General features: G+C 71.8%; 24 protein-coding genes. 16 read left to right on the plus strand and 8 right to left on the minus strand.

Going from position 1 to position 21729, the window contains the following annotated elements:
* Positions 1–2: 2 nt before the first annotated feature.
* Genes BJ984_RS05485 through BJ984_RS05500 form a run of 4 tightly spaced genes read left to right on the plus strand, consistent with a single transcriptional unit; the run spans position 3 to position 5234 of the window.
* Complete coding sequence (locus BJ984_RS05485; protein ID WP_179547176.1) at positions 3–1211, plus strand: hypothetical protein; 1209 nt, start codon at positions 3–5, stop codon at positions 1209–1211.
* On the plus strand, positions 1208–2407 hold the full coding sequence (locus BJ984_RS05490; RefSeq protein WP_179547177.1) for a dipeptide epimerase: 1200 nt from the start codon (positions 1208–1210) through the stop codon (positions 2405–2407). The genes BJ984_RS05485 and BJ984_RS05490 overlap by 4 nt, the downstream gene beginning before the upstream one ends.
* Entirely contained in the window at positions 2404–3591 is a 1188-nt protein-coding gene (locus BJ984_RS05495; RefSeq protein WP_179547178.1) for a serine hydrolase domain-containing protein, read from the plus strand. Before BJ984_RS05490 ends, BJ984_RS05495 begins: the two co-directional genes overlap by 4 nt.
* Entirely contained in the window at positions 3588–5234 is a 1647-nt protein-coding gene (locus BJ984_RS05500; RefSeq protein WP_179547179.1) for an ABC transporter ATP-binding protein, read from the plus strand. The genes BJ984_RS05495 and BJ984_RS05500 overlap by 4 nt, the downstream gene beginning before the upstream one ends.
* 36 nt (positions 5235–5270) lie before the next feature.
* Here BJ984_RS05500 and nagB read toward each other — a convergent pair whose 3' ends face one another.
* Positions 5271–6038 carry a glucosamine-6-phosphate deaminase gene (gene nagB / locus BJ984_RS05505; protein WP_179547180.1) on the minus strand — a complete coding sequence of 256 codons (768 nt, stop codon included), beginning with the start codon at positions 6036–6038 and terminating at the stop codon, positions 5271–5273.
* Positions 6039–6152: 114 nt separating this feature from the next.
* On the opposite strand from nagB, the gene BJ984_RS05510 reads away from it, so the two are divergent.
* Positions 6153–6794, plus strand: coding sequence for a GNAT family N-acetyltransferase (locus BJ984_RS05510; RefSeq protein WP_179547181.1), 642 nt, complete (start codon positions 6153–6155; stop codon positions 6792–6794).
* Between the two features lie 10 nt (positions 6795–6804).
* Here the strand turns inward: BJ984_RS05510 and BJ984_RS05515 are convergent, their stop codons facing one another.
* Positions 6805–8043: a type II toxin-antitoxin system HipA family toxin gene (locus BJ984_RS05515; protein WP_179547182.1), complete on the minus strand. Its 1239-nt coding sequence runs from the start codon at positions 8041–8043 to the stop codon at positions 6805–6807.
* A complete protein-coding gene (locus BJ984_RS18900; protein ID WP_271206412.1) occupies positions 8043–8342 on the minus strand; it encodes a helix-turn-helix domain-containing protein in 300 nt (99 codons plus the stop codon). The genes BJ984_RS05515 and BJ984_RS18900 overlap by 1 nt, the downstream gene beginning before the upstream one ends.
* Positions 8343–8498: 156 nt before the next feature.
* Here BJ984_RS18900 and BJ984_RS05525 point away from each other — a divergent pair, with 156 nt between their 5' ends.
* Positions 8499–9695 (plus strand): LLM class flavin-dependent oxidoreductase, encoded by a 1197-nt coding sequence (locus BJ984_RS05525; protein ID WP_179547184.1) that lies wholly within the window; start codon positions 8499–8501, stop codon positions 9693–9695.
* A gap of 105 nt (positions 9696–9800) precedes the next feature.
* On the opposite strand, the gene BJ984_RS05530 is transcribed toward BJ984_RS05525, so the two are convergent.
* Both BJ984_RS05530 and BJ984_RS05535 read right to left on the minus strand, forming a co-directional pair.
* Positions 9801–10115, minus strand: coding sequence for a hypothetical protein (locus tag BJ984_RS05530; protein ID WP_179547185.1), 315 nt, complete (start codon positions 10113–10115; stop codon positions 9801–9803).
* Positions 10116–10199: 84 nt separating this feature from the next.
* Positions 10200–10757, minus strand: coding sequence for a tetratricopeptide repeat protein (locus BJ984_RS05535; protein ID WP_179547186.1), 558 nt, complete (start codon positions 10755–10757; stop codon positions 10200–10202).
* A 108-nt stretch (positions 10758–10865) separates the two neighbouring features.
* Between BJ984_RS05535 and BJ984_RS05540 the strand changes: the two genes are divergently transcribed.
* Entirely contained in the window at positions 10866–11027 is a 162-nt protein-coding gene (locus BJ984_RS05540; RefSeq protein WP_246306434.1) for a hypothetical protein, read from the plus strand.
* A gap of 136 nt (positions 11028–11163) precedes the next feature.
* Positions 11164–11451 carry a hypothetical protein gene (locus tag BJ984_RS05545; protein ID WP_179547187.1) on the plus strand — a complete coding sequence of 96 codons (288 nt, stop codon included), beginning with the start codon at positions 11164–11166 and terminating at the stop codon, positions 11449–11451.
* 141 nt (positions 11452–11592) lie between these two features.
* Here BJ984_RS05545 and BJ984_RS05550 read toward each other — a convergent pair whose 3' ends face one another.
* Positions 11593–11991, minus strand: a complete 399-nt coding sequence (locus BJ984_RS05550; protein WP_271206413.1) for a tryptophan synthase subunit alpha — start codon at positions 11989–11991, stop codon at positions 11593–11595.
* 104 nt (positions 11992–12095) lie between these two features.
* A complete protein-coding gene (gene ypfJ, locus BJ984_RS05555; protein WP_179547188.1) occupies positions 12096–12974 on the minus strand; it encodes a KPN_02809 family neutral zinc metallopeptidase in 879 nt (292 codons plus the stop codon).
* Between the two features lie 104 nt (positions 12975–13078).
* Here ypfJ and BJ984_RS05560 point away from each other — a divergent pair, with 104 nt between their 5' ends.
* The 6 genes from BJ984_RS05560 (at position 13079) to BJ984_RS05585 (ending at position 19334) form a co-directional block, all read left to right on the plus strand.
* Positions 13079–13897, plus strand: a complete 819-nt coding sequence (locus BJ984_RS05560; protein WP_309298935.1) for a GntR family transcriptional regulator — start codon at positions 13079–13081, stop codon at positions 13895–13897.
* Positions 13894–15402 carry an MmgE/PrpD family protein gene (locus tag BJ984_RS05565; protein WP_179547189.1) on the plus strand — a complete coding sequence of 503 codons (1509 nt, stop codon included), beginning with the start codon at positions 13894–13896 and terminating at the stop codon, positions 15400–15402. The genes BJ984_RS05560 and BJ984_RS05565 overlap by 4 nt, the downstream gene beginning before the upstream one ends.
* Positions 15402–16307: a methylisocitrate lyase gene (prpB, locus tag BJ984_RS05570; protein WP_179547190.1), complete on the plus strand. Its 906-nt coding sequence runs from the start codon at positions 15402–15404 to the stop codon at positions 16305–16307. The genes BJ984_RS05565 and prpB overlap by 1 nt, the downstream gene beginning before the upstream one ends.
* A gap of 44 nt (positions 16308–16351) precedes the next feature.
* A complete protein-coding gene (locus BJ984_RS05575; protein WP_179547191.1) occupies positions 16352–17473 on the plus strand; it encodes a bifunctional 2-methylcitrate synthase/citrate synthase in 1122 nt (373 codons plus the stop codon).
* A gap of 64 nt (positions 17474–17537) precedes the next feature.
* Positions 17538–18758 carry a cation:proton antiporter gene (locus BJ984_RS05580; protein ID WP_173183054.1) on the plus strand — a complete coding sequence of 407 codons (1221 nt, stop codon included), beginning with the start codon at positions 17538–17540 and terminating at the stop codon, positions 18756–18758.
* A 69-nt stretch (positions 18759–18827) separates the two neighbouring features.
* Positions 18828–19334, plus strand: coding sequence for a nucleoside deaminase (locus BJ984_RS05585; RefSeq protein ID WP_179547192.1), 507 nt, complete (start codon positions 18828–18830; stop codon positions 19332–19334).
* 45 nt (positions 19335–19379) lie between these two features.
* Here the strand turns inward: BJ984_RS05585 and BJ984_RS05590 are convergent, their stop codons facing one another.
* Positions 19380–19892 (minus strand): Lrp/AsnC family transcriptional regulator, encoded by a 513-nt coding sequence (locus tag BJ984_RS05590; RefSeq protein WP_179547193.1) that lies wholly within the window; start codon positions 19890–19892, stop codon positions 19380–19382.
* 142 nt (positions 19893–20034) lie between these two features.
* On the opposite strand from BJ984_RS05590, the gene ald reads away from it, so the two are divergent.
* Positions 20035–21177 (plus strand): alanine dehydrogenase, encoded by a 1143-nt coding sequence (gene ald / locus BJ984_RS05595; RefSeq protein ID WP_179547194.1) that lies wholly within the window; start codon positions 20035–20037, stop codon positions 21175–21177.
* Between the two features lie 147 nt (positions 21178–21324).
* On the plus strand, positions 21325–21726 hold the full coding sequence (locus BJ984_RS05600; protein ID WP_179547195.1) for a hypothetical protein: 402 nt from the start codon (positions 21325–21327) through the stop codon (positions 21724–21726).
* The last annotated feature ends 3 nt before the right edge of the window (positions 21727–21729 follow it).

The raw sequence follows: 21729 nt of genomic DNA on the forward strand, positions 1-21729 counted from the left end.
GCATGACCGGCGTGCCCGTCTCGATGCGGTGGCTCGTGCTCTCGTTCGCGGGCCTCGGTGCCACGGCCGCGACGGTGCCGTCGATGATCCCGGCGGTCGCCGAGGGCTTCGGGGTCGACACCACCGCGCTCAGCCCCGCAGTGCCTGCCTTGTTCGCCGGGGTGCTGCTGGGCGTGCTGCTCACCCCGATTGCCGGGCGCCTTCTCGCCCCCTCGACGCTGGTGCGGGCCGGAGCCATCGTGCAGGCTACAGCCCTGCTGCTCGTCGCAGTCGCGCCGACTCCGGCGGCCTTCGTGGCGGGCGCGGGTGCAGCAGGTCTCGGCTTCGGTCTCGTCGAGGCCGCGGGCACGGCGTCCGCTCGTCTCGGCGCCGGTGCCGCCACCCCGCGGCTGCTGGTGCGTCTGACGCTGGCCGTCGCCGCGCTGGGTACCCTGACCCCGATCGCGGTCCTCGCCACTTCGAGCGCCGGTGCCGTGCGGGCGGTGCCGGTGGTCGTCGCTCTGCTGCAGCTGCTCGCCGCTCTGCAGCATCGGCCGCGCCGGTCGCCGGGTGCGGCCGATGTCGTCGCGGGCGGTTCGGGCGGTGCTGCTCCCGCCGGTGCCCGGGTTGAGACGAGGGGCGCCGCATTGCCGGCACTGGGCCTCGCCTCCACGGCCATTGCCTGTTATGTAGGCGTCGAGACCATCCTGTCGGGCTGGTCGGCGACCATCGTGGCCGTCGAGCTGGGAGCCGATCCCGCCGTGGCGGCGCTCGGCACCTCGGCCTTCTGGCTGCTGATCAGCCTGGGCCGGCTCGCGGGCGTGCTCGCCGGCCGACGTCTGCCGGCTGAGGGCCTGGGCATCGGCGCCGCGGTGGCCGTCGCCCTCGCGGTGGCTGGCGCCGCCGTGGTCACGTCCGTGTCGGGGCCGGCTGGTGTCGCGCTGCTGGCGGTGGCGGTCTTCTTCGCAGGGCCCTGCTACGCCATCATGCTCGGCCTCGGACTCGACGCGGTGTCGTCGGCGCGATCGGTCACGGTGGCCTCGGTGCTCGTGGCGGTCGGTGCGGTCGGCGGTGTCGTCGTGCCGTCGATCGCCGCCGTGCTGGACGGAGAGACGGGCTCGGTGCCAGTGGCTCCGGCCGCCGGGGCAGCCGCACTGATGCTGGCGGCACTCGTCGGGTCGAGGATGCTCGTACGCCGCTCGGTGTCGCTCTCGTCCGAGGCTCCGGCATGACCCGCATCGAGCGTGTGGTCGTCCACACCGTCGCCATCCCTCTGGTCCGTCCGTTCGTCACGGCCGTGCGCACGGCGCGGGAGCTCGACACCGTCCTCGTCGAGCTCGTCGACTCCGACGGGCGGAGCGGCTGGGGGGAGGCACCCGCCAGCTGGCGGGTCACGGGCGAGAGCCGACAGGGGATCGCGGCAGCCGTGAAGGGCCCGATCGCCGCTGCCGTGATGGGGTCGCGGGTCGAGGACCTGTCGGCCTCCGCGGCCGCAGTCGTCGGCTCGGTGGTGCGCAATCCGGCGGCGCGTTCGGCGGTCGACTGCGCTCTGCACGATCTCGCGGCCCAGGCGGTCGGGCTGCAGCTCGCCGACGTGCTGCGTCGCACGGTCGCCAGTGGCCGGGGCCTGCCGCCGACGGAAACCACGGCGCCGATGGATGTCGTCACCGACATGACCGTGTCGGCGAGCGACGATCACGACGAACTGGTAGCCGATGCGGTGGCGCAGGTCGCGGCGGGCTTCACGACGCTTAAGGTGAAGGTCGGATTCTCCGGCGGTGGCGCCCGAGACCGGGAGGGGGTGCGCCGGGTGCGTGAAGCGGTGGGCCCGGGCATCCGTCTTCGCGTCGACGCCAACCAGGCGTGGTCGGCCGGCGACGCCATCGCAGTCATCCGGGGCTGGGAGGACGACGGCATCGACCTCGAGTTCGTCGAGCAGCCCGTCGCAGCCCGGCGGCTCGACCAGCTGGCCGATGTGGCGCGCGCGGTGAGTACGACGGTGATGGCCGACGAGTCGGTGTGGGATGCCGCCGACTTGCGCGAGCTCGTGCTCCGCGAGTCCGCCCCGGCCGTGAACGTGAAGCTCGCCAAGTCCGGCGGCCTCACCGAAGCCCTCGCGATGATCGAGCTGGCCGCGCGGTCGGGAATCGATGTCATCGTGGGCTGCATGATGGAGAGCAGCGTGGGCATCGGCAGTGCCGCCGCTCTCGCGTCGGCGCTGCTGGACGAGCCAGCCGGAGAGTCCCGCGACCGCTCCGTCAGCCCTCGCGCCCATGACCTCGACGCCGGCTTCTGGCTGGCCTCTGCCGCAGTGGGCGGCGGACCGGTCGCTGTCGGTGAGCGTATCCGTCAGTCGCCGGGGGCCGGTCTCGGCATCACCGGCCTGACCACGTCGACCGCGGATCGCGCAGCGGGGGTGCCGGCATGAGCGCCTCTGACGTGCTGGGAATCGGCGTCGGCGCGCTGCTCGCCCACGGATTCTCGGGTGCCGTCCTCGGCGTCGCCGCGGGGGGCGAGCGCAGCATCGGCGTCGCCGGGCGCACCGGCCCTGCCGCGGCCGATCCTCCGCTGACGGCCGCGGCGCGCTTCGACATCGCCTCTGTCACCAAGATCCTCGCGACGACCACGAGCCTGCTGCGCCTCGTCTCGCAGCGCCGCGTCGGGCTCGACGATCCGATCGGCCGCTTCCTCCCGGCCTTCAGCGGCGCCGACCGTGCCGAAGTGACCGTGCGCCACCTGCTCTCCCACCGCGGAGGGCTCGCGCCTTGGTGGCCGCTCTACATCGACGCGCAGCGCTCGGGTCGCGATCCGTTCGAGATCGCGGTCGGCCTGCCGTTGGCTTCGCGACCCGGCTCCACTCGCGTGTACTCCGATCTCGGCTTCCTGCTCCTCGGCGGGGTGATCGAGGCGGTCACCGGCACCGGACTGGCGGAGGCGGTGACCGCGCTGGTGATCGACCCGCTCGGCCTCACGGGAACCGGCTACGCGCATCCGACCCCAGGTGACGCCCTGGTGCTCGCCTCGGCCGACGGCGACGAGGTGGAGCGCCGGATGGTGGAGACCGGTCGACCGTACGCGGTGCCGTTCGCCGCCGAAGACTTCGACGGGTGGCGCGAACGGGTGATCTGCGGCGAGGTGAACGACGGCAACGCGTTCCATGCCTTCGGGGGAGTGGCCGGCCACGCCGGGCTGTTCTCCTCGGCCGACGACCTGCTCACCCTCGGCTCCGCCCTCGCCGGGGGGCCATCGGGTGAGGGTTTGTGGAGCTCCGCCGTGGCGGAGGAGTTCTTCGCCGCGAGCCCCGATCCCGAGCAGGCGCTGGGGCTCCGGCGCTACCGGGCAGACCTCGGCCGTGGCGAAGAGGACGTGCTCGGACATCCGGGATTCACCGGTGTGGCCTTCGGGTTCGTGCCGGGTGCCGACACCGCTGTGATCATCGCCACGAATCGCCTGATCGGCAGCGAGGTGACGAACGACCGACTCTGGCGCGATGCGATGCCCGTGTGGCGCGAGGCGCTCGCCGCGCTGCCCCCTGCGCCGTCGCCCCACGATCACATCCCCGAGAACCACCTCCCCGAGAAGCACCTCCCCGAGAAGCGAGAGAACAAATGACCTCCTCATCACCCCTCCTCGCCCTCCGCGACCTCTCCGTGGCCTTCCGCACCGGTGCCGGCGAGGTCTCGGCCGTGCGTGACGTGAGTCTCGAGCTCGCTCCCGGCGAGACGCTCGCGGTCGTCGGCGAGTCCGGCTCGGGCAAGTCGACCACCGCTGCCGCCATCAACAGGCTGCTCCCCGGCAACGGTCGCATCACTGCCGGGAAGGTGCTGTTCGAGGGTCGCGATCTGGCGTCGCTGCGTGAGAAGCAGATGACGGGCATCCGGGGTGCGCAGATCGGCCTCGTGCCGCAGGACCCGATGTCGAATCTCAACCCGCTGCAGCGCATCGGCCATCAGATCGAGGAGGCGCTGACCGTGCACGGCAAGGCCGGTCGAGGCACGGCTCGCGGCAAGGCGGTGGAACTGCTCGAGCTCGTCGGCATCCCCGATCCGGAGAAGAGGGTCGATCAGTACCCGCACGAGTTCTCGGGTGGAATGCGCCAGCGCGTGCTGATCGCCATCGGTCTCGCTTGCCGGCCGCGGCTGCTCATCGCCGACGAGCCGACCTCGGCGCTCGACGTCACCGTGCAGCGCCGCATCCTCGACCAGCTGGCGCTGCTCACCCAGGAGATGGGCACGTCGGTCTTCCTCATCACTCACGACCTGGGGCTCGCGGCCGAGCGCGCCGACCGTATGGTGGTGATGCGCCGCGGCGAGATCGTCGAGTCGGGCGACTCGGCGCAGATCCTCTCGAACCCCGAGCACGAGTACACGAAGCAGCTCATCGCGGCGGTGCCGAGCCTCGCGGTCGAGCGCGCACCGGCGCGTGAGGCCGTCCGCGTCGCCGGGGGTGCTCCGGATGCCCGTGCCGACGACGCCCTGGTGCGCATCGACGAACTCACCAAGGTGTTCACTCTGCGCGGCCGTGGAGGCGCCACGAACGACTTCGCGGCCGTGGACTCGGTGAGCTTCGACATCCCGCGAGGCCGCACGGTCGCCATCGTCGGAGAGTCGGGATCGGGCAAATCGACCACCGCCAATCTGGTACTCGCGCTCGAGACGCCCACCTCGGGCCGCATCGACTTCGAAGGCACCGACATGGTGTCACTCGACCGCAAGGGCCTCTTCGCTTTCCGCCGTCGCGTGCAGCCGGTGTTCCAGAACCCCTACGCGTCGCTCGACCCGCGGTTCCCCGTGGGCCGTTCGATCGCCGAGCCGCTCGTGGTGCACCGCATCGGCGATTCCCGCTCGCGCCGAGACCGAGTGGTCGAGCTCCTCGAGCAGGTGGCTCTGGCACCGGCGCTCGCCGACCGGCTGCCGCACGAGCTTTCGGGCGGGCAGCGGCAGAGGGTCGCCATCGCCCGGGCGCTCGCGCTGTCTCCCGACCTCGTGGTGCTCGACGAGGCCGTCTCGGCGCTCGACGTTGTGGTGCAGGCGCAGGTGCTCGACCTTCTCGCCGAGCTGCAGCAGCAGCTGGGGCTGAGCTACCTCTTCATCAGCCACGACCTCGCCGTCGTTCGCATGGTCTCCGACGTCGTGCACGTGATGCAGCGGGGCCGCTTCGTCGAAAGCGGGACCCCGGAGCAGATCTTCGGGTCGCCGCAGCAGGAGTACACGCGTGAGCTGTTGGCGGCCATTCCGCGCGCTCGCGCGGCCTGACCAGGCGGTTCAACCCGTGGCTCGCGGCACGCTGGCTCAGGCCGGCTTGGCCGCGGCGATCTGCCGGTAGTAGTCGATCAGCCGCAGCCTGCTCGCCGCGGCTTCGTCGACGATCACCGTGGCATCGGCATGCAGCTGCAGCGCCGAAGCGGGCACGAACGCCGAAAGCGGGCCCTCGACGGCCGCAGCGACCGCATCGGCCTTGTGGTCCCCGCTCGCGACGAGCACCAGCTTCCGGGCGTCGAGGATGGTGCCGATGCCCTGCGTGAGGCAGTGCCGAGGCACCTCGTCGGGCGAATCGAAGAAGCGGGCGTTGTCGAGCCGGGTCCGCGTGGTGAGCGTCTTGATGCGCGTGCGCGACGCCAACGACGAGGTCGGTTCGTTGAAGCCGATATGGCCGTCGGTGCCGATGCCGAGAAGCTGAACCGTCACGCCGCCGGCGTCACGGATGGCCTGCTCGTAGTCCTCGCACTCGACCGCGAGGTCGGCCGCCCGTCCGTCCAGTACCCGCACGCGGGCCGGGTCGAGGCGGAGCGGCAGCACCGCCTCCAGCCGGATCACCTCGTGGTAGCTCGCCGGATGGTCTGCGGGTATGCCGACGTACTCGTCGAGCGCGAAGGCGCTCGCCCTGGACAGATCCAGCCCGGCGTCTACCCGGGCGGAGAGCGCTCGGTAGGCCGAGAGCGGGCTGGATCCGGTCGCGAGCCCCAGGGTGAGCTCGGGATCGGTTTCGGCGGCCCTGGCCACGATGCCCGCGGCGACGTCGCCGGCCTCATCGAACGACTCGACGATGATGATCTCCATCAGTGACCTTTCGGGTAAATATGTTTCTCGACCAGGCGTAGCGTTGAAAGAAGTTTACCCATGGGTGCCGAGAGGCGAGGCGGGCGCCGATGACCGTCTTCTACTCTTGTGGTCATGAGCATCGAAGACGTGTGGCCGCTGTTCGCCCTCCGCCTCGAGACTCCGCGGCTGGTGCTGCGGGTCGTGCGCGACGACGACCTGCCGGGTCTCGCCGATGCGGCGCTCGCGGGCATCCACGGCGAGCGGATGCCCTTCATGCGACCCTGGAGCGAGGAGGAGCCCGCGACCCTCCGCCGCTCGCTGGCGCAGTTCCAGTGGCGGCGCCGCGCCGAGCTGCGGCCGGAGTCGTGGGGCCTGAACTTCGCTGTGCTGCGGGACGGGCATCCGATCGGCGTGCAGGACCTCGAGGCCGACGACTTCGGCACCCTGCGCACGGTGGCGACCGGCTCGTGGCTCACCCGCTCGGCGCAGGGCCAGGGGTTCGGCACCGAGATGCGGCAGGCGGTGCTCACCTTCGCCTTCGACCACCTCGGCGCCGACTACGCCGACTCGGGGGCCTTCGACTGGAACGAGCCCTCGCTCGCGGTCTCCCGCAAGCTGGGCTACCAGCCCAACGGCCTCGCCTTCGCGAGCCCGCGCCCGGGCGAACGCGCCACCGAGCAGCGCCTCCGCCTCGCGGCCGCCGACTTCGCGCGACCCCCGTGGCCCGTCGCGATCACGGCCCCGCCGGCGGCTCTCGCAGCCCTCCTCGGGTGACGCTGTTCGCTCACACTCCGCCCGCGGCGGCGACCAGCTCGACCGTGACGTCGAGGGTCGGCGCGAAGCGGTCGAGCTCGCCCCGCGCGATGCGGTGCCGCTTCGCGACCGGGCGCCACTCGCGGGCCGCGTCGGCGACCTCCCGCAGAACGCCCCGCGCCCCGGCAGCGTCGAGGTCGAACGAGGGCGCGTAGTCGAGGAGTGTGCGCAGCTCGGCGTCCGGAGTCGACGCACCGCCGACCGAGGTCACCCGCTGGGCGGCGAGGGCCGGTTCGGGGTTGACGTCGAACGCCGGCGACAGCGTCCAGCCCCCGCGAGCGCGCAGGAAGCCGTGGTTGCGCAGATGGTCGTCGGTGTTGTGCAGGGCGATCGAGAACGCGATGCGCCGCCAGAACTGGCGGAGGTCGGCCGTGGCGCGAGCACTTTGCGCGGCCAGGGCCTCGGCGATCTCGAGGTAGTCGCGCGGTTCGCCGTCGCTCGTCTCCAGCATCGTCATGGCGGAGATGTAGCCGACCCGCTCGGTGCCCGCCCGGTCGAAGCGCTCGAGCAGCAGCACGCTGCGGCCGTCGAGCTCGAGGTGCTGTGTCACCGGGACGTCGATCCCGGCCTTCCCGGCGAGTTCCAGGGCGACGCCCTCCCACGCGATTACGTCCCACTCGTCGCCGGGGTGGGGGAACTTCGCGATCAGGAGGCGCTCGCCATCCTGTACCGAGGCCTTCGGGCGGGCTCCGCCGAGCGATCCCGTTCCGGCGTCGAGCAGCAGCTTCACGGCGGCGAGGTCTCCGGGCTCGTCGCGGGCCACGCGGTCGGCCGCCCGCATCAGCTCGGGCAGTGCGATCAGCTTGGGCACGGTGTCGGCCGGATGCTCGAACGGGCCGTCGGGCGAGGTGCGGAACCGCAGGGCGCCGTGCCGGGTCGCGTCGCTCACGCCGAGCAGGTAGTCGCGGTCGTCGATCATCCCCATGACCTCGCCGGCGGCCGACGCCTCGGCGCGCAGCCGCTTCCCGATCAGCGCGCGTCCCCAGCGATCGGGGGCGGCGTCGGCGAAGGCCCGGGGCAGCGGGGTGGCGAGCGCCTGCGACCCGGCGTGCAGCGGGAGGGCTGGTTCGATCGCGTAGGCCGACGGGTCGGCGAGGTAGCTTCGGTCGTAGCCGAACGACGAGACGACCGTGCGGCGCCGCACCGTCGAGAAGAGCTCCCCGACCGGGCGCGTCGTGCCGCCTTCGTCGAGCTCGGCGAGGATGCGCATCAGGGCCGCACCCGGATGGGCAGCGCCTCGTCGGCACGGGCTCGGCCGAGGTCGGTGCGGTACGGGTCGCTCGCCTCCACCAGCGCGTCGAGCACGCCGAGCGCCCGCGACACCGCGAGCACGGAGCCGAGGCCGACGCCCGGGTCGCCGTGCTCGATCTTCGAGAGCGTGGAACGGGAGATGCCGGCGCGCTCGGCCAGCTGCGCCGAGGTGATCGACTGGAGCTTGCGCCACGCTGCGAGGTTCTCGCCGATCTCAGCGGCGGACCGGGTGACGCGAAGTGGGACGGGTCGGGCCACTTTGGCTCCTTCCGTCTGCAGATGACGACGCAAAGCGCTTTTACGTCGTTGATCTGAGACAATAGCACGCCGCACTGCTGATGCGGGAATACCTGCGGGAGTCAGGCGTTGTAGGAGATACATGCAAACGCATTGATCTGAGAAAGGGTCGCAGCCATGCAGTTCGGAATCTTCACCGTCAGCGACGTCACCACCGACCCCACGACGGGCCGTACCCCGGATGACACCGAGCGCACCCGCGCCATCCTGACCATCGCCCAGCACGCCGACCAGGCGGGCCTCGACGTCTTCGCCACGGGCGAGCACCACAACCCGCCGTTCGTCGCCTCCTCGCCCACCACCATGTTGGGCTACCTCGCGGGCACGACCGAGAACATCGTGCTGTCGACCTCGACGACCCTGATCACCACGAACGACCCGGTGAAGATCGCCGAGGACTACGCGATGCTCCAGGTCATCTCGAACGGCCGCATGGACCTCATGATGGGCCGCGGCAACACCGGGCCGGTCTACCCCTGGTTCGGCAAGGACATCCGGGCGGGCATCCCGCTCGCCGTCGAGAACTACGCGCTGCTCCGCCGCCTCTGGGAGGAGGAGGTCGTGGACTGGGAGGGCAAGTTCCGCACCCCGCTGCAGGGCTTCACCTCGACGCCCCGCCCGCTCGACGGCGTGCCGCCGTTCGTCTGGCACGGCAGCATCCGCAGCCCGCAGATCGCCGAGCAGGCCGCTTACTACGGCGACGGCTTCTTCCACAACAACATCTTCTGGCCCATCCAGCACACCGAGCAGATGGTGTCGCTCTACCGCAGCCGCTTCGAGCACCACGGGCACGGCCGCGCCGACCAGGCGATCGTGGGCCTCGGCGGGCAGTTCTTCGCCCGCAAGAACTCGCAGGACGCCATCGACGAGTTCCGCCCCTACTTCGACAACGCCCCCGTCTACGGCCACGGCCCGTCGATGGAGGACTTCACCGAGCAGACGCCGCTCACCGTCGGCTCGCCGCAGCAGATCATCGACCGCTACGCCACCATGCGTGACCACGTCGGCGACTACCAGCGCCAGATGTTCCTGATCGACCACGCCGGGCTGCCGCTGAAGACGGTGCTCGAGCAGATCGACATCCTGGCCGAGGAGATCGTGCCCGCCCTGCGCGAGATCAACGACTCCCAGCGCCCCGCCGGTGTGCCGAGCAACCCGCCGTCGCACGCCGAGCGCGTCGCCGCCGCCCGGGCCGCGGGCGCGGTGGGCGAGGGCCACGTCGCCGGTGAGGACCACTGGACCGGTTCCACCGCCGAGGACGACCGCACCCCGGCCGCCGCGGGCGCCCACACCGGGGCTGCCTTCGGCCTCTGACCCGCGCGGCGCTCTCTCGCCGTACGCTCCGGACGAATAAAGAGGCCCTCCGCCGCCATAGTGGTCGCGGAGGGCCTTTTTATTCGTCCGGAGCGTACAGCGGCGTCAGCGCTGGGTGATCGCCAGGGCGACGAGGGTCGCGGTGCCGCCGACGAGCAGCACCCAGCCCAGGATGCGCACAGCGAGGTTGCCCCGGAACCGCTGCCAGCGCGTCCGGAGCTCGGGCCGCGCGAACGAGCCGCCCTTCGCCGCGACGGGCCGCCGCGGCACCGCCGTCGGTCCGGCCGGTGCCGGTGCCGGTGCCGGTGCGGTCGCGCGATCGAGGTCGGCGCGCTCGCGGGTGACGTCGAACTCCCAGAGCAGGTCCTCGATGGCCGCGTCGTTCTCGGCCGTCCTGTCCTGTGAAGTGTGCTTCGTCATCAGGCTCCGAGCGTAGGCGCGGCAGCGCGGAGTGCGCGATGGGGAGAACTCCCCATGGCCGCAGCCGCGAGCGCTCGCGGGGCGTCAGTCGGTGGGCCCGCGCAGGGCGGCGGCGTAGTTCGTGAGGGAGCGCCGATAGCGCGGCACGTGCGGCGCGAGCGCCCCCAGCGCGACCCCCACGGCCTCGCGCTCCCGGCCGGCGTCGGCCAGGGCGAGCGCGAGGAAGGCGAGCACCGCGTCCTGCAGCTTCTCGGCCTCGCGGGCGTTCTCGTCGTCTCCGATGATCGGATGCGCGGCCTCCGCCTCGAGCAGTGCCACCGCCTCCTCGGCCTGCCCGAGGGCGCGGAGCGAGCTCGCCAGCTGCACCGTCGCCTGCCTCCGCCGCCACGCGTCGAGCCCCGGCTCCCGGCCGTCGGATCCCGCCTCCAACGCCGCGCGGTAGAGCGGCACGGCCTCCTCGGTGCGGCCGACCGAGTCGAAGCCGCCGGCGCGCTCGAACTCGACCACGGCGCGGGGCACGTCGTCGGCGGCCTCGGCCGTGACGCGCTCGAGCTCGGCCACGAACGCCTCGGGGTCGTAGTCGTCGAACCGCGCCCAGAGATCGTCGACCCGGGACTGCCAGCGTGCATCCGTCGTGCTCATCGCTCCAGTCTCGCACCCGGCTCGGCACCCGCCGGGAGCGGGCTGGGCGAAGCGCGCCCGACCGGCGTGGCTGCCGCCGATGTCGGTGGTGCGGCGCACAATGTCGGCATGAACGATTTCGACATCTGCGAACGCTGCGACGGCTCCGGGGCCGACCCCCTGCAGAGCTTCCACGACGACGAGTTCACCCACTGCCGCGACTGCCGCGGCGACGGCGTGACGCTGTCGTTCGACGAGCTGATCGAGGAGCCCCTGCGCCTCTCGGCCTGATCGCCACCGCCCGTCGCAGCACCCCGCCGCGACACAGCACCGCCGAGAAGTCAAGCCGCAACGAAGCGATAACGAATCGTGGCGCATCGTGCGAAACTTCCCGTAAGCGAGGACGATTTTCCCCAGGGGAGGCGAGATGGGCACCAAGCACTACCGGCGCGGCGACGGTGCCGGCGCCACCGCCGTCGCTCCCGATCCGAGCGATCCCTACGCCGCCTACCTCGACTGGGTCGCCGAGGGCCGCCCGTCGCTCTCCGGCGGCCTCAGCACCGGCCCCACGCCCATGCCGGCGGGGCCCGCGGCCGAGGCTCCGGCCATCCGTGTCACGGCCCACGTGCAGGTGCAAGACCTCGGCGGTGTCGCCGAGCAGCCCCTCCGCCCCTCCCTCTGGCGGCGCCTCACGGCCTTCGGCCGCTCCCGCTGACCCGGCCCGTCGCCTGGGTGCGAGGCGTGCGAGGCGTGCGCGGTTCGCGCGGTGCCGGAAGGTGCCCGACCGCCCGGTTTCGCATTCCGGCCATTCCGGCGAGGACGCCGACGCCGGGTTCGATGGACGGCTGCTGAGACGTCAGCCGGCGCGGCGGTCGGGGGTGTCGGCGGTGTCGGGGGCGCCCGGGCGGGCGATCGAGCCGTTGCGGCCGGGGCCCGGGGCCCAGTCGGGAGCGTCTTTATCGCCGATGAGGCGCCAGACCGAGGGGGTGAGGTCGGGGTGATCGAGCGCGATCTGCCGCAGCACGCGGTAGTTGCGCGCCGCGGAAGGCCGACGCCCGCCGTTCGAGGCGATGTTGTCGGCACGCAGGAGGTAGACCACGAGCTCGTCGACGGTGGGCAGCTCGTCCATGAAGTCCCACGGGTCTTCGCCCGAGAGCAGCCGCTCCTGCACGATCGTGGCGAGCTCGTCGGCCGCCTCGGCCCGCAGCACCTCGAGGCTGGCGTGCCCCCGGGGCAGATGCTCGTCGTACGTCACCCGAAGAGCCTAAGCGGCACCCCCGACACCTGCCCAACCAGAGCATCACTCACGACACGACCCCATCGCTAGGGCGGCAGTGCAGGCAGTGCAGGCAGCGCCGGTCAGAGCTGCGAGGCGTCGACGCCGAAGGTGTCGCAGGCCGTCGGCCCGCCCGCCAGCCCCGCCGAGAACCACTTCTGCCGCGACTGACTCGACCCGTGCGTCCACGCCTCCGGGTTCACCTGCCCGCTGCTCTTCTCCTGGATGCGGTCGTCGCCGATCACCGAGGCGGCGTTCAGCGCATCCGCGATCTGGGCGTCGGTGACCGGCTCGAGGAACGTCGTGCCGTCGGCGTCCGCGATGGTCGACGCCGCCCCGACCCACGATCCGGCGTAGCAGTCGGCCTGCAGCTCGGTGCGCACCGACGCCGAGGCGGGCCCCGTGTCGCCCGAGTTCTCCGACGCCAGCACCCCGGTCAGGTTCTGGATGTGGTGTCCCCACTCGTGCGCGATCACGTACATCTGCGACAGCGTGCCGCCGCTCGCCCCGAACTGCGTGCGCAGCTCGTCGAAGAACTCGGTGTCGAGGTAGATCTGCTGGTCGGGCGGGCAGTAGAAGGGCCCGACGGCGCTGGTGGCCTGGCCGCAGCCGGTGTTCGTCGTCTGCTCGAACAGGATGATGTCGCCCGGCGCCCGGTACTGCGCCCCCACCTGCGCGGCCGCATCCGTCCAGTAGACGTCGAGCGAGGTCGCCGCGCCGGTGATCAGGCAGTCGGTGCCGGCGTTGGCGTCGGCGCCGGTCTCGCATGAGACGGCTTGGTCCTGCGAGCTGTCCGAGCCACCGCTGCCGCCGCCGGCGAGCCCGGTCAGGTCGATGCCCGTGAGCTGCGACAGCAGGAACAGCCCCACGACGACGACCACGCTGCCGCCGCCAATCGCGACCCCGCGACCCCGCTTCGAGACCTTGCCGGAGTCGATCTTCGCGTTCGGGTCGAATGTCATGTGCTGAATGTACTGCGGAACGCGCATCCCGGCCCGTGTATACACAGACGCTTGAAATGACCGGCGAAGGCGCGTAGATTGACCTTGATGTATACAGAGAGCGGATGCGCGTGATGGCCCGCGCCGGTGAACTCGCCTACGAGGCGCTGCGCTCCGAGATCCTGTCGTGGCAGCTCGCGCCGGGCGCCGTGCTGGCCGAGGTGGAGCTCTCGGGCCGTCTCGGCATCTCCCGCACCCCCGTGCGCGAGGCCCTCGCCCGGCTCGTCGCCGACGGTCTTGTGGAGCCGCAGGGCGGCCGCGGCCTCATCGTCACGCCGGTCTCGGCGGCGAACGTGACCGAGCTCTTCGAGCTGCGGCGTGCGCTGGAGACCGAGGCGGCCGCACTCGCGGCCCGCCGCCGGAGCGCCCCCGTCTTCGTCGCCCTGCAGAACGAGCTGCGGGAGGTGCCCGCCCTGCTGACCGATCCCGACCCGGGCCGCCATGCCTACTACGACCTCGCCGTCCGCTTCGACGCGGCCATCGACGAGGCCGTGCGGAACCCGTTCCTCGTGCAGGCTCTGACCGGCGTGCGCACCCACCTGGCGCGCCTGCGTCGGCTCTCCCGCGACAATCCCGCGCGGCTGCTCGAGGCGGCCCGCGAGCACCTCCTCATCGTCGACGCCATCGTCGACGGCGACCCGCAGCTCGCGGCCGACGCCACCCGGGTGCACCTCGCGCGGAGCCTCCGCGCCACGCTCGGCTCCCTCGACGCCGACCCGCCCACGACCCCCGCGCGAGCATCCGGCCCCACCGACGCCCCCGGCGACGCCACCACCGATGCCACCGGCGACGCCACCACCGATGCCGCCAGCGACGCCCCGGGCGACGCCACCCAGACCTACCAGCCCCTCACCACCCCACCGAAAGGCGCCCCCGCCCGATGAACCTCCACGACGTGCGCGTGCACCGCAGCGACGAGAACCTCCCCCGCGAGGGCCAGCTGGCCCACAAGATCGCACGGGTCGCCGCCGATCCGGTCGCGGTGTCCCCCGAGGTGACCGAGATGGTCATCAACCGCGTGATCGACAACGCCGCCGTCGCGGTCGCGAGCATCACCCGCGGTCCGGGCGTCGCCGCCCGCGCCCAGGCGCTCGACCACCCCTACGCCCCGGGCGCCTCCGTCTTCGGCGTGACCGGCGGGTACAGCCCCGAGTGGGCCGCCTGGGCGAACGGCGTCGCCGTGCGCGAGCTCGACTACCACGACACCTTCCTCGCGGCCGAGTACTCGCACCCGGGCGACAACATCCCGCCGATCCTCGCGGTGGCCCAGCACGTCGGCCGCACCGGTGCCGACCTCGTGCGCGGCATCGCCACGGGCTACGAGATCCAGGTCGACCTGGTGAAGGCGATCAGCCTGCACGAGCACAAGATCGACCACGTCGCGCACCTCGGCCCGTCGGCCGCCGCCGGCATCGGCACCCTGCTCGGCCTCGATGTCGAGACGATCTTCCAGGCCGTCGGCCAGGCGCTGCACACGACCACCGCCACCCGCCAGTCCCGCAAGGGCGAGATCTCCACCTGGAAGGCGCACGCCCCGGCCTTCGCCGGCAAGATGGCCGTCGAGGCGGTCGACCGGGCGATGCGCGGCCAGACCAGCCCCACCCCGATCTACGAGGGCGAGGACGGTGTGATCGCGTGGCTCCTCGACGGGCCGGATGCGCGCTACGACGTCCCGCTCCCCGCCGACGGCGAGGCGAAGCGCGCCATCCTCGACACCTACACGAAGGAGCACTCGGCCGAGTACCAGGCTCAGGCGTGGATCGACCTGGCCCGCAAGCTCAACCGCGAGCATCCGGAGACCACCGACCCGGCGAACGTGGTGAGCGTGACGATCCACACCAGCCACCACACCCACTTCGTGATCGGCTCGGGCGCGAACGACCCGCAGAAGTACGACCCGACGGCCAGCCGGGAGACGCTCGACCACTCCATCCCGTACATCTTCACCGTCGCGCTGCAGGACGGCGCCTGGCACCACGTCGACTCGTACAGCCCGGCGCGGGCGGCGCGACCCGACACCGTCGAGCTCTGGCAGAAGGTGCAGACGCTCGAAGACCCCGAGTGGACGCGCCGCTACCACTCGCTCGACCCCGCCGAGAAGGCGTTCGGCGGACGCGTCGAGATCGTGCTCGCCGACGGCTCGACCGTCGTCGACGAGATCGCCGTGGCCGACGCGCACCCCCTCGGCGCCCGGCCCTTCGCCCGCGCCGACTACGTGCAGAAGTTCCGCACGCTCGCCGCCGGCGTGATCGAGGAGGCCGAGATCGAGCGCTTCCTCGCCCTCGCCGAGCGCCTGCCGACGCTCACGGTCGACGAGGTGCGGCAGCTGAACGTCGTCGCCCGCCCCGGCCTGCTCGAGGGCATCACCACCCCGAAGGGACTCTTCTGATGCTGTACTCCACCGTTCCGGCGCACGAGAAGCGCGCCGCCTTTCGCTCGGCGCTGAGTTCCGGCCGACTGCTCAGGATGCCCGGCGCCTTCAACCCGCTGAGCGCCCGCCTGATCGAGGAGAAGGGCTTCGACGGCGTCTACATCTCGGGCGCGGTCATCGCCGCCGACCTCGGCTTCCCCGACATCGGGCTCACCACGCTCAGCGAGGTGGCGACCCGCGGCGGCCAGATCTCGCGAATGACGAACCTGCCCACGCTGATCGACGCCGACACGGGCTTCGGCGAACCCATGAACGTCGCCCGCACGGTGCAGACGCTCGAGGACGCCGGGGTCTCCGGCCTGCACATCGAGGACCAGGTCAACCCGAAGCGGTGCGGACACCTCGACGGCAAGGCGGTGGTCGACGCCGACACGGCGGTCAAGCGCATCCGGGCCGCCGCCGACGCGCGCCGCGACCCGAACCTGCTGATCATGGCGCGCACCGACATCCGCGCCGTCGACGGCCTCGGCGCCGCGATCGACCGCGCCAAGCAGCTCGTCGACGCGGGCGCCGACGCGATCTTCCCCGAGGCGATGGCCGACCTGTCGGAGTTCGAGGCGATGCGCGCCGCGATCGACGTGCCGATGCTCGCGAACATGACCGAGTTCGGCAAGAGCGAGCTGTTCTCGGTGTCGCAGCTCGAGTCGGTGGGCGCGAACCTCGTGATCTACCCGGTCTCGCTGCTGCGCATCGCGATGGGCGCCGCCGAGCGCGGGCTCGACGCACTCGTCGCCGAAGGTTCACTGAAGAGCGAGGTCGCCACGATGCAGACGCGTGCCAGACTCTACGAACTGCTCGACTACCCGGCTTACAACGCGTTCGACTCCTCGGTCTTCGATTTCGAGGTTCCGGATGCTCGCTGAGCACCTCACCGGCCGGCCCACGTTGTTCACGAAGGAGTGCTGACATGACCGATGCGCAGGAGATCAAGAAGGGGCTGGCCGGCGTCGTCGTCGACCACACGGCGGTCTCGAAGGTCAACCCCGAGACGAACTCGCTGCTGTACCGGGGGTACCCGGTGCAGGAGCTGGCGGCGTCGTGCTCCTTCGAGCAGGTCGCCTACCTGCTGTGGAACGGTGAGCTGCCTTCCGACGCCGAGCTCGAGGCCTTCGAGCGGGCCGAGCGGTCGCAGCGCGCCCTGGATCCGGCCGTGAAGCGGGTGATCGACGAGCTGCCGCTGACCGCGCATCCGATGGACGTCGTGCGGACGGCCGTCAGCGTGATCGGCGCGCTCGACCCCTCGTGGGACGACTCGTCGGAGGAGGGGACGCTCGGCAAGGCCGTGCACCTGCTCGCCGCGCTGCCCGCGATCGTGGCGTACGACCAGCGACGCCGCCGCGGGCAGGAGCTCGTGGAGCCCGACGAGTCGCTCGGGTACTCGGCGAACTTCCTGCGGATGACTTTCGGCGACGTGCCGTCGGACGTGGTCGTGAAGGCGTTCGACGTGTCGATGATCCTGTACGCGGAGCACTCGTTCAACGCCTCGACGTTCACCGCGAGGGTCGTGACCTCGACGCTCAGCGACCTGTACTCGGCGGTCGTCGCGGGCATCGGGGCGCTGAAGGGCCCGCTGCACGGCGGCGCCAACGAGGCGGTGATGCACGTGTTCGACGAGATCGGCACGGCTTCTGCGGCCGAGGCGTGGCTCGACGAGGCGCTGGCGTCCAAGCGCAAGATCATGGGCTTCGGGCACCGGGTGTACAAGAACGGCGACTCGCGGGTGCCGACGATGAAGGCCTCGCTGGACACGCTCGTGGCCGAGTACGACCGGCCCGATCTGCTCGACCTGTACGTGGCTCTGGACGAGGCGATGCAGTCCCGGAAGGGCATCAAGCCGAACCTCGACTACCCGTCGGGGCCGGCGTACCACCTGATGGGCTTCGACACCGAGATGTTCACGCCGCTGTTCGTGGCGTCGCGGATCGTGGGCTGGACGGCGCACATCCGCGAGCAGCTGGCGTCGAACGCGCTGATCCGGCCGCTGTCGGCGTACAACGGGGTCGACGAGCGGCACGTGCCTTCGGCCTGAGCGGCACGGCTTGTCGACGCCGCCGCCGTGCGCCAGGATGGTGCTGACGAAGGCGGGGTAGGGGATGGACCAGGCTGATCCGGTCGGCATCGTGCTGATCGCGGCGCTCGCCGTGGCGGCTCCGCTCGTGGCCGCGGCCGTGGGCCGGGTGGCGCGCGTGCCGCTGGTGGTGTTCGAGATCCTGCTGGGCGTGCTGGTGGGGCCGAGCGTTCTCGGCTGGCTCGGCCCCAGCCCCTTCTCGGGAGCGATCGCCGAGTTCGGGCTCGCGCTGCTGTTCTTCATGGCGGGCCGCGAGATCGACTTCGCCGCCATCGCCGGCCGCCCGATCGCCCGGGCCGGCCTCGGCTGGGGCATCTCGCTCGTCGTCGCGATCGCGGTCGGCTACCTGATCGCCCCCGACCTCGAGGCCGCGGTGTTCATCGGCGTCGCCCTCACCTCCACCGCGCTCGGCACGATCATGCCGATGCTCCGCGACGCGGGCGAGCTGTCCACCCCGTTCGGCCGGGCCGTCACCGCGGTCGGCGCCGTGGGGGAGTTCGGGCCGCTGATCGCCATCTCGCTCTTCCTCAGCGGCCGCTCGCCCGGCATCTCGGCCGTCGTGCTGATCGGCTTCACGGCGATCGCGCTGCTGGGCATCCTGGCCGCCTCGCGCGGACCGCGCACCGGCCTCCACCGCATCGTCACCACGACTCTGCACACCAGCGGACAGTTCGCCGTGCGCCTCGTGCTGCTCGCGATCGCGGCGCTCGTGGTGCTGAGCGTGATCCTCGGGCTCGACATGCTGCTCGGCGCCTTCGCGGCCGGCGTGATCTGCCGGGTGCTGCTCTCGGGCGTGAACAAGCCCGACCTGGAGCTCGTCGACGCGAAGCTCGAAGCGGTCGCGTTCGGCTTCCTGGTGCCGGTGTTCTTCATCTACACGGGCATCACCTTCGACCTCGAGGCGCTCCTCGCCGACCCGGTCGCGCTCGTGCTGCTGCCGGTGTTCGCGGTGCTGCTGCTTCTCGTGCGGGGGCTGCCGAGCATCCTTGCGGCGCCCGCCGGATCCTCCCGCGTCGACCGTGCGGCCATCGGCCTGTTCGGTGCGACCGGCCTGCCGATCATCGTGGCGGTCACGGGCATCGCGCTCGACCGCCAGGCCATCCTCCCGGGCACGGCGGCGGCGCTGGTGGGCGCGGGGATGATCTCGGTGCTGCTGTACCCGCTGATCGGCCTGACGCTCCGCCGCCGCTCCCGCGGGGGCGCGCCGCTTCCGCCCGACGACGAGCACGTCCCGGTCGAGGCGTAGCGGCACGCACGGCGGCCGCCGAGCCCGTGACAGCGGCGGCAGCCGCGTGGCGTGTGCCAGGCTGGGCGGATGACCGTGCCGACGCTCGCGCCCTCCGACCTCGCCCCCGCAGACCTCGCGCACCTGGAGCGGGCCGTCGCGCTGGCGGCCGCCGCCCGCGACCGCGGCGACCACCCCTTCGGCGCCCTCCTCGTCACCGCCGACGGCCGCGCGATCGAAGCGATGAACACCGTCAACACGGGGCACGACCCCATCGGCCACGCCGAGACCAACCTCGTCCGCGACTCGGGGCAGCAGCTGGAGCGCGACGAGCTCGCCGCCTCCACGCTGTACACGAGCACCGAGCCCTGCGCGATGTGCACGGGGGCGATCTACTGGGCGGACATCCCGCGCGTGGTCTTCGCCCTGTCGGAGGAGGCGCTGCGCGACCTCGTCGACGCCCAGGAGGGCGTGCCGACGTTGGCCCTGCCGTCGCGCGAGGTGTTCGCCCGGGGCGGCCGCGTCGTCGAGGTCGTCGGCCCGGTCGCGCTCCCCGGGGCCACCGCCGTGCACGAGGGGTACTGGGACGAGGACTGACCCGGCGCCCGCCCCCGCGCGCGGCCCGGGCCCATGGCACTCGGCCTACAGCGCCTCGCGCACCTCGCTCCACGAGCTGCCCTGCTGCATGTGCTGCACCCCGATCAGGTGGTCGAAGACGATGTTGGTCTGCGTCGAGGCGACCGAGTTGTCCATGCTGAGCTCGGTGGCCACGAAGTCGCGCAACTGCCCCGTCGAGGTGCACGCCACGTGGATCAGGAAGTCGTCGGCCCCGCCGAGGAAGAACACGTTCAGGACGTTCGGCAGCGTGATCACCCGCTGCGCGTAGCTGCGGATCTCGGCCCGCGCCTGCGCCTTCAGCCGCACCTGCACGATCGCCTCGATCGGCAGCCCGAGCGACGCCCAGTCGGGCTGCGCGTGGAACGACCGCAGCACCCCGCTCGCGTGCAGCGCCCGCACCCGCACGAGGCAGGTCGACGGAGCGATGCCCACGCGTTCGGCCAGCTCCTTGTTCGGCAGCCGGGCCTCGCGGCAGAGCTCCCAGACGATCCGCTCGTCGATGTCGTCGATCGCCGCTGTTCCGTCGGTGCGCGCCATCACCCTCGTCCTCCGAACCGCGCGGCCAGAATTGCCGCCTCGACCGAATGATATTCGGGAATGATGACAGCGAGCATCCGATCGCCCGATAATCGAGCCAGATCGCGAATGAGACGATCGACGACGAGCGAAGGAGCCCACCGTGATCATCGGGGTGCCGAAAGAGATCAAGAACAACGAGTTCCGGGTGGCGATGACGCCGTCGGGCGTGTTCGAGCTGGTGAAGCACGGGCACACGGTTCTCGTCGAGACGGGGGCCGGCGTCGGCTCGGCGATCGTCGACGAGGAGTATGCGGCGGCGGGAGCATCCGTCGTCGATGTCGATGCGGTCTGGGCCGCCGAGATGATCGTGAAGGTGAAGGAGCCGATCGAGCCCGAGTACGAGCGGATGCGCGCGGGGCAGCTCATCTTCACCTACCTGCATCTGGCCGCCGCCGAACCGCTCGTGGCCGCGCTGATCGCGTCTCGGGCGACGTCGATCGCCTACGAGACCGTGCAGCTCGCCGACGGGTCGCTGCCGCTGCTCGCGCCGATGAGCGAGGTCGCCGGTCGGCTGTCGGTGATGGTCGGCAGCTACCACCTGATGGGGTCGAAGGGCGGTCGCGGGGTGCTGCTCGGCGGCGTGCCGGGGGTGCGGCCGGCGAAGGTGACGGTGATCGGCGGCGGTCAGGCCGGCGAGAACGCCGTGCAGCAGGCGGTCGCGGCGGGGGCGGACGTGACGGTGCTCGACCTGTCGATCCCGCGGCTGCGGCACATCGACGAGGTGTTCGCCGGGCGCGTGAAGACCGTGGTGTCGAACGCGTTCGAGGTCGAGCGGAGCGTGCTCGAGGCCGACCTCGTGATCGGCGCGGTGCTCGTGCCCGGTGCGGCCGCACCGAAGCTCGTCTCGCACGAGCTCGTGTCGCGGATGAAGCGCGGCTCTGTGCTGGTCGACATCGCGATCGACCAGGGCGGCTGCTTCGAGGACTCGCGACCGACCACCCATGACGAGCCGACCTATCCGGTGGAGGAGACGATCTTCTACTGCGTGGCCAACATGCCGGGCGCGGTGCCGGCGACGTCGACGGCGGCGCTGACGAACGCGACGCTGCCCTACGTGGTGCGGCTGGCCGACCGCGGGTGGCGGGAGGCCGTGGAACGGGACGCGGCGTTGGCGGCGGCGGTGTCGACGGTGGACGGGCGGCTGACGCACGGGCCGACGGCGGAGGCGTTCCCGCACTTCGGGTACACGCCGCTCGCGTCGGCGCTTGCCGCGGAGCCCGCGGCTGCGGCTTCGGCGGCTTAGCCCGCCTCGGCCTGACCGCCGGCCCGCGGAGCCGCTGGGCGACGGTCTGGGCGGCGGATGTGACGAAGCGGGGCGCGGGAGCGTCTCAGAGGTGACGCGCGTGGACGAAGCCGCCGCGCGCGGAGCCGCCGCCATCCGAGGAGCACCATGCGATCGTCCCGTTCTCGCCGAAGCCGTCCGCGCGCCGTCTGGGCCGCCGTCATCACAGGGATCGTCGTCAGTCTGCTGATCGTGGGCGGCGTGATGCTGCCCGTGCTCGGCCTGATCGCGGGCGCCGACGCCACGACCGTCGGGGTGCTCGACGTGCCGGTCGGTGCGATCGCGGTGTCGATCCTGATCTGCTCGGTGGTCGCGCTGGGGTGCCTGGGACTGACCTTCGTGTCGCGGAACGGCGCGCTCTCGTGGGTCGCGGCCGTCGCTGCGGTGGTGGCGACGCTGATCGGGTCGGTCTGGCCGCTCGTCGCGACCGGGATGTCGAGCGTCGGCCAGGTGCAGGACCTCGTCCCGTTCATCCAGGAGCTGATCGGGCGCGTCGCAGCCTTCGGCTAGCGC

The organism is Herbiconiux flava (genome assembly GCF_013409865.1).
GTDB classification, from domain to species: Bacteria; Actinomycetota; Actinomycetes; order Actinomycetales; family Microbacteriaceae; genus Herbiconiux; species Herbiconiux flava.

Bases quoted from the DNA above. Each gene is read 5' to 3' on its own strand.
- BJ984_RS05515 (WP_179547182.1), bottom strand. From the start codon at position 8,043: ATGCGCATCCTCGCCGAGCTCGACGAAGGCGGCACGACGCGCCCGGTC.
- BJ984_RS05565 (WP_179547189.1), top strand. From the start codon at position 13,894: ATGAACCTCCACGACGTGCGCGTGCACCGCAGCGACGAGAACCTCCCC.
- BJ984_RS05500 (WP_179547179.1), top strand. From the start codon at position 3,588: ATGACCTCCTCATCACCCCTCCTCGCCCTCCGCGACCTCTCCGTGGCC.
- BJ984_RS05575 (WP_179547191.1), top strand. From the start codon at position 16,352: ATGACCGATGCGCAGGAGATCAAGAAGGGGCTGGCCGGCGTCGTCGTC.
- BJ984_RS05585 (WP_179547192.1), top strand. From the start codon at position 18,828: ATGACCGTGCCGACGCTCGCGCCCTCCGACCTCGCCCCCGCAGACCTC.
- BJ984_RS05600 (WP_179547195.1), top strand. From the start codon at position 21,325: ATGCGATCGTCCCGTTCTCGCCGAAGCCGTCCGCGCGCCGTCTGGGCC.
- BJ984_RS05510 (WP_179547181.1), top strand. From the start codon at position 6,153: ATGAGCATCGAAGACGTGTGGCCGCTGTTCGCCCTCCGCCTCGAGACT.
- prpB (WP_179547190.1), top strand. From the start codon at position 15,402: ATGCTGTACTCCACCGTTCCGGCGCACGAGAAGCGCGCCGCCTTTCGC.
- BJ984_RS05495 (WP_179547178.1), top strand. From the start codon at position 2,404: ATGAGCGCCTCTGACGTGCTGGGAATCGGCGTCGGCGCGCTGCTCGCC.
- BJ984_RS05535 (WP_179547186.1), bottom strand. From the start codon at position 10,757: ATGAGCACGACGGATGCACGCTGGCAGTCCCGGGTCGACGATCTCTGG.
- BJ984_RS05490 (WP_179547177.1), top strand. From the start codon at position 1,208: ATGACCCGCATCGAGCGTGTGGTCGTCCACACCGTCGCCATCCCTCTG.
- BJ984_RS05580 (WP_173183054.1), top strand. From the start codon at position 17,538: ATGGACCAGGCTGATCCGGTCGGCATCGTGCTGATCGCGGCGCTCGCC.
- BJ984_RS05530 (WP_179547185.1), bottom strand. From the start codon at position 10,115: ATGACGAAGCACACTTCACAGGACAGGACGGCCGAGAACGACGCGGCC.
- ypfJ (WP_179547188.1), bottom strand. From the start codon at position 12,974: ATGACATTCGACCCGAACGCGAAGATCGACTCCGGCAAGGTCTCGAAG.
- BJ984_RS05540 (WP_246306434.1), top strand. From the start codon at position 10,866: ATGAACGATTTCGACATCTGCGAACGCTGCGACGGCTCCGGGGCCGAC.
- BJ984_RS05545 (WP_179547187.1), top strand. From the start codon at position 11,164: ATGGGCACCAAGCACTACCGGCGCGGCGACGGTGCCGGCGCCACCGCC.
- BJ984_RS05590 (WP_179547193.1), bottom strand. From the start codon at position 19,892: ATGGCGCGCACCGACGGAACAGCGGCGATCGACGACATCGACGAGCGG.
- nagB (WP_179547180.1), bottom strand. From the start codon at position 6,038: ATGGAGATCATCATCGTCGAGTCGTTCGATGAGGCCGGCGACGTCGCC.
- BJ984_RS05525 (WP_179547184.1), top strand. From the start codon at position 8,499: ATGCAGTTCGGAATCTTCACCGTCAGCGACGTCACCACCGACCCCACG.
- BJ984_RS05560 (WP_309298935.1), top strand. From the start codon at position 13,079: ATGCGCGTGATGGCCCGCGCCGGTGAACTCGCCTACGAGGCGCTGCGC.
- BJ984_RS05485 (WP_179547176.1), top strand. From the start codon at position 3: ATGACCGGCGTGCCCGTCTCGATGCGGTGGCTCGTGCTCTCGTTCGCG.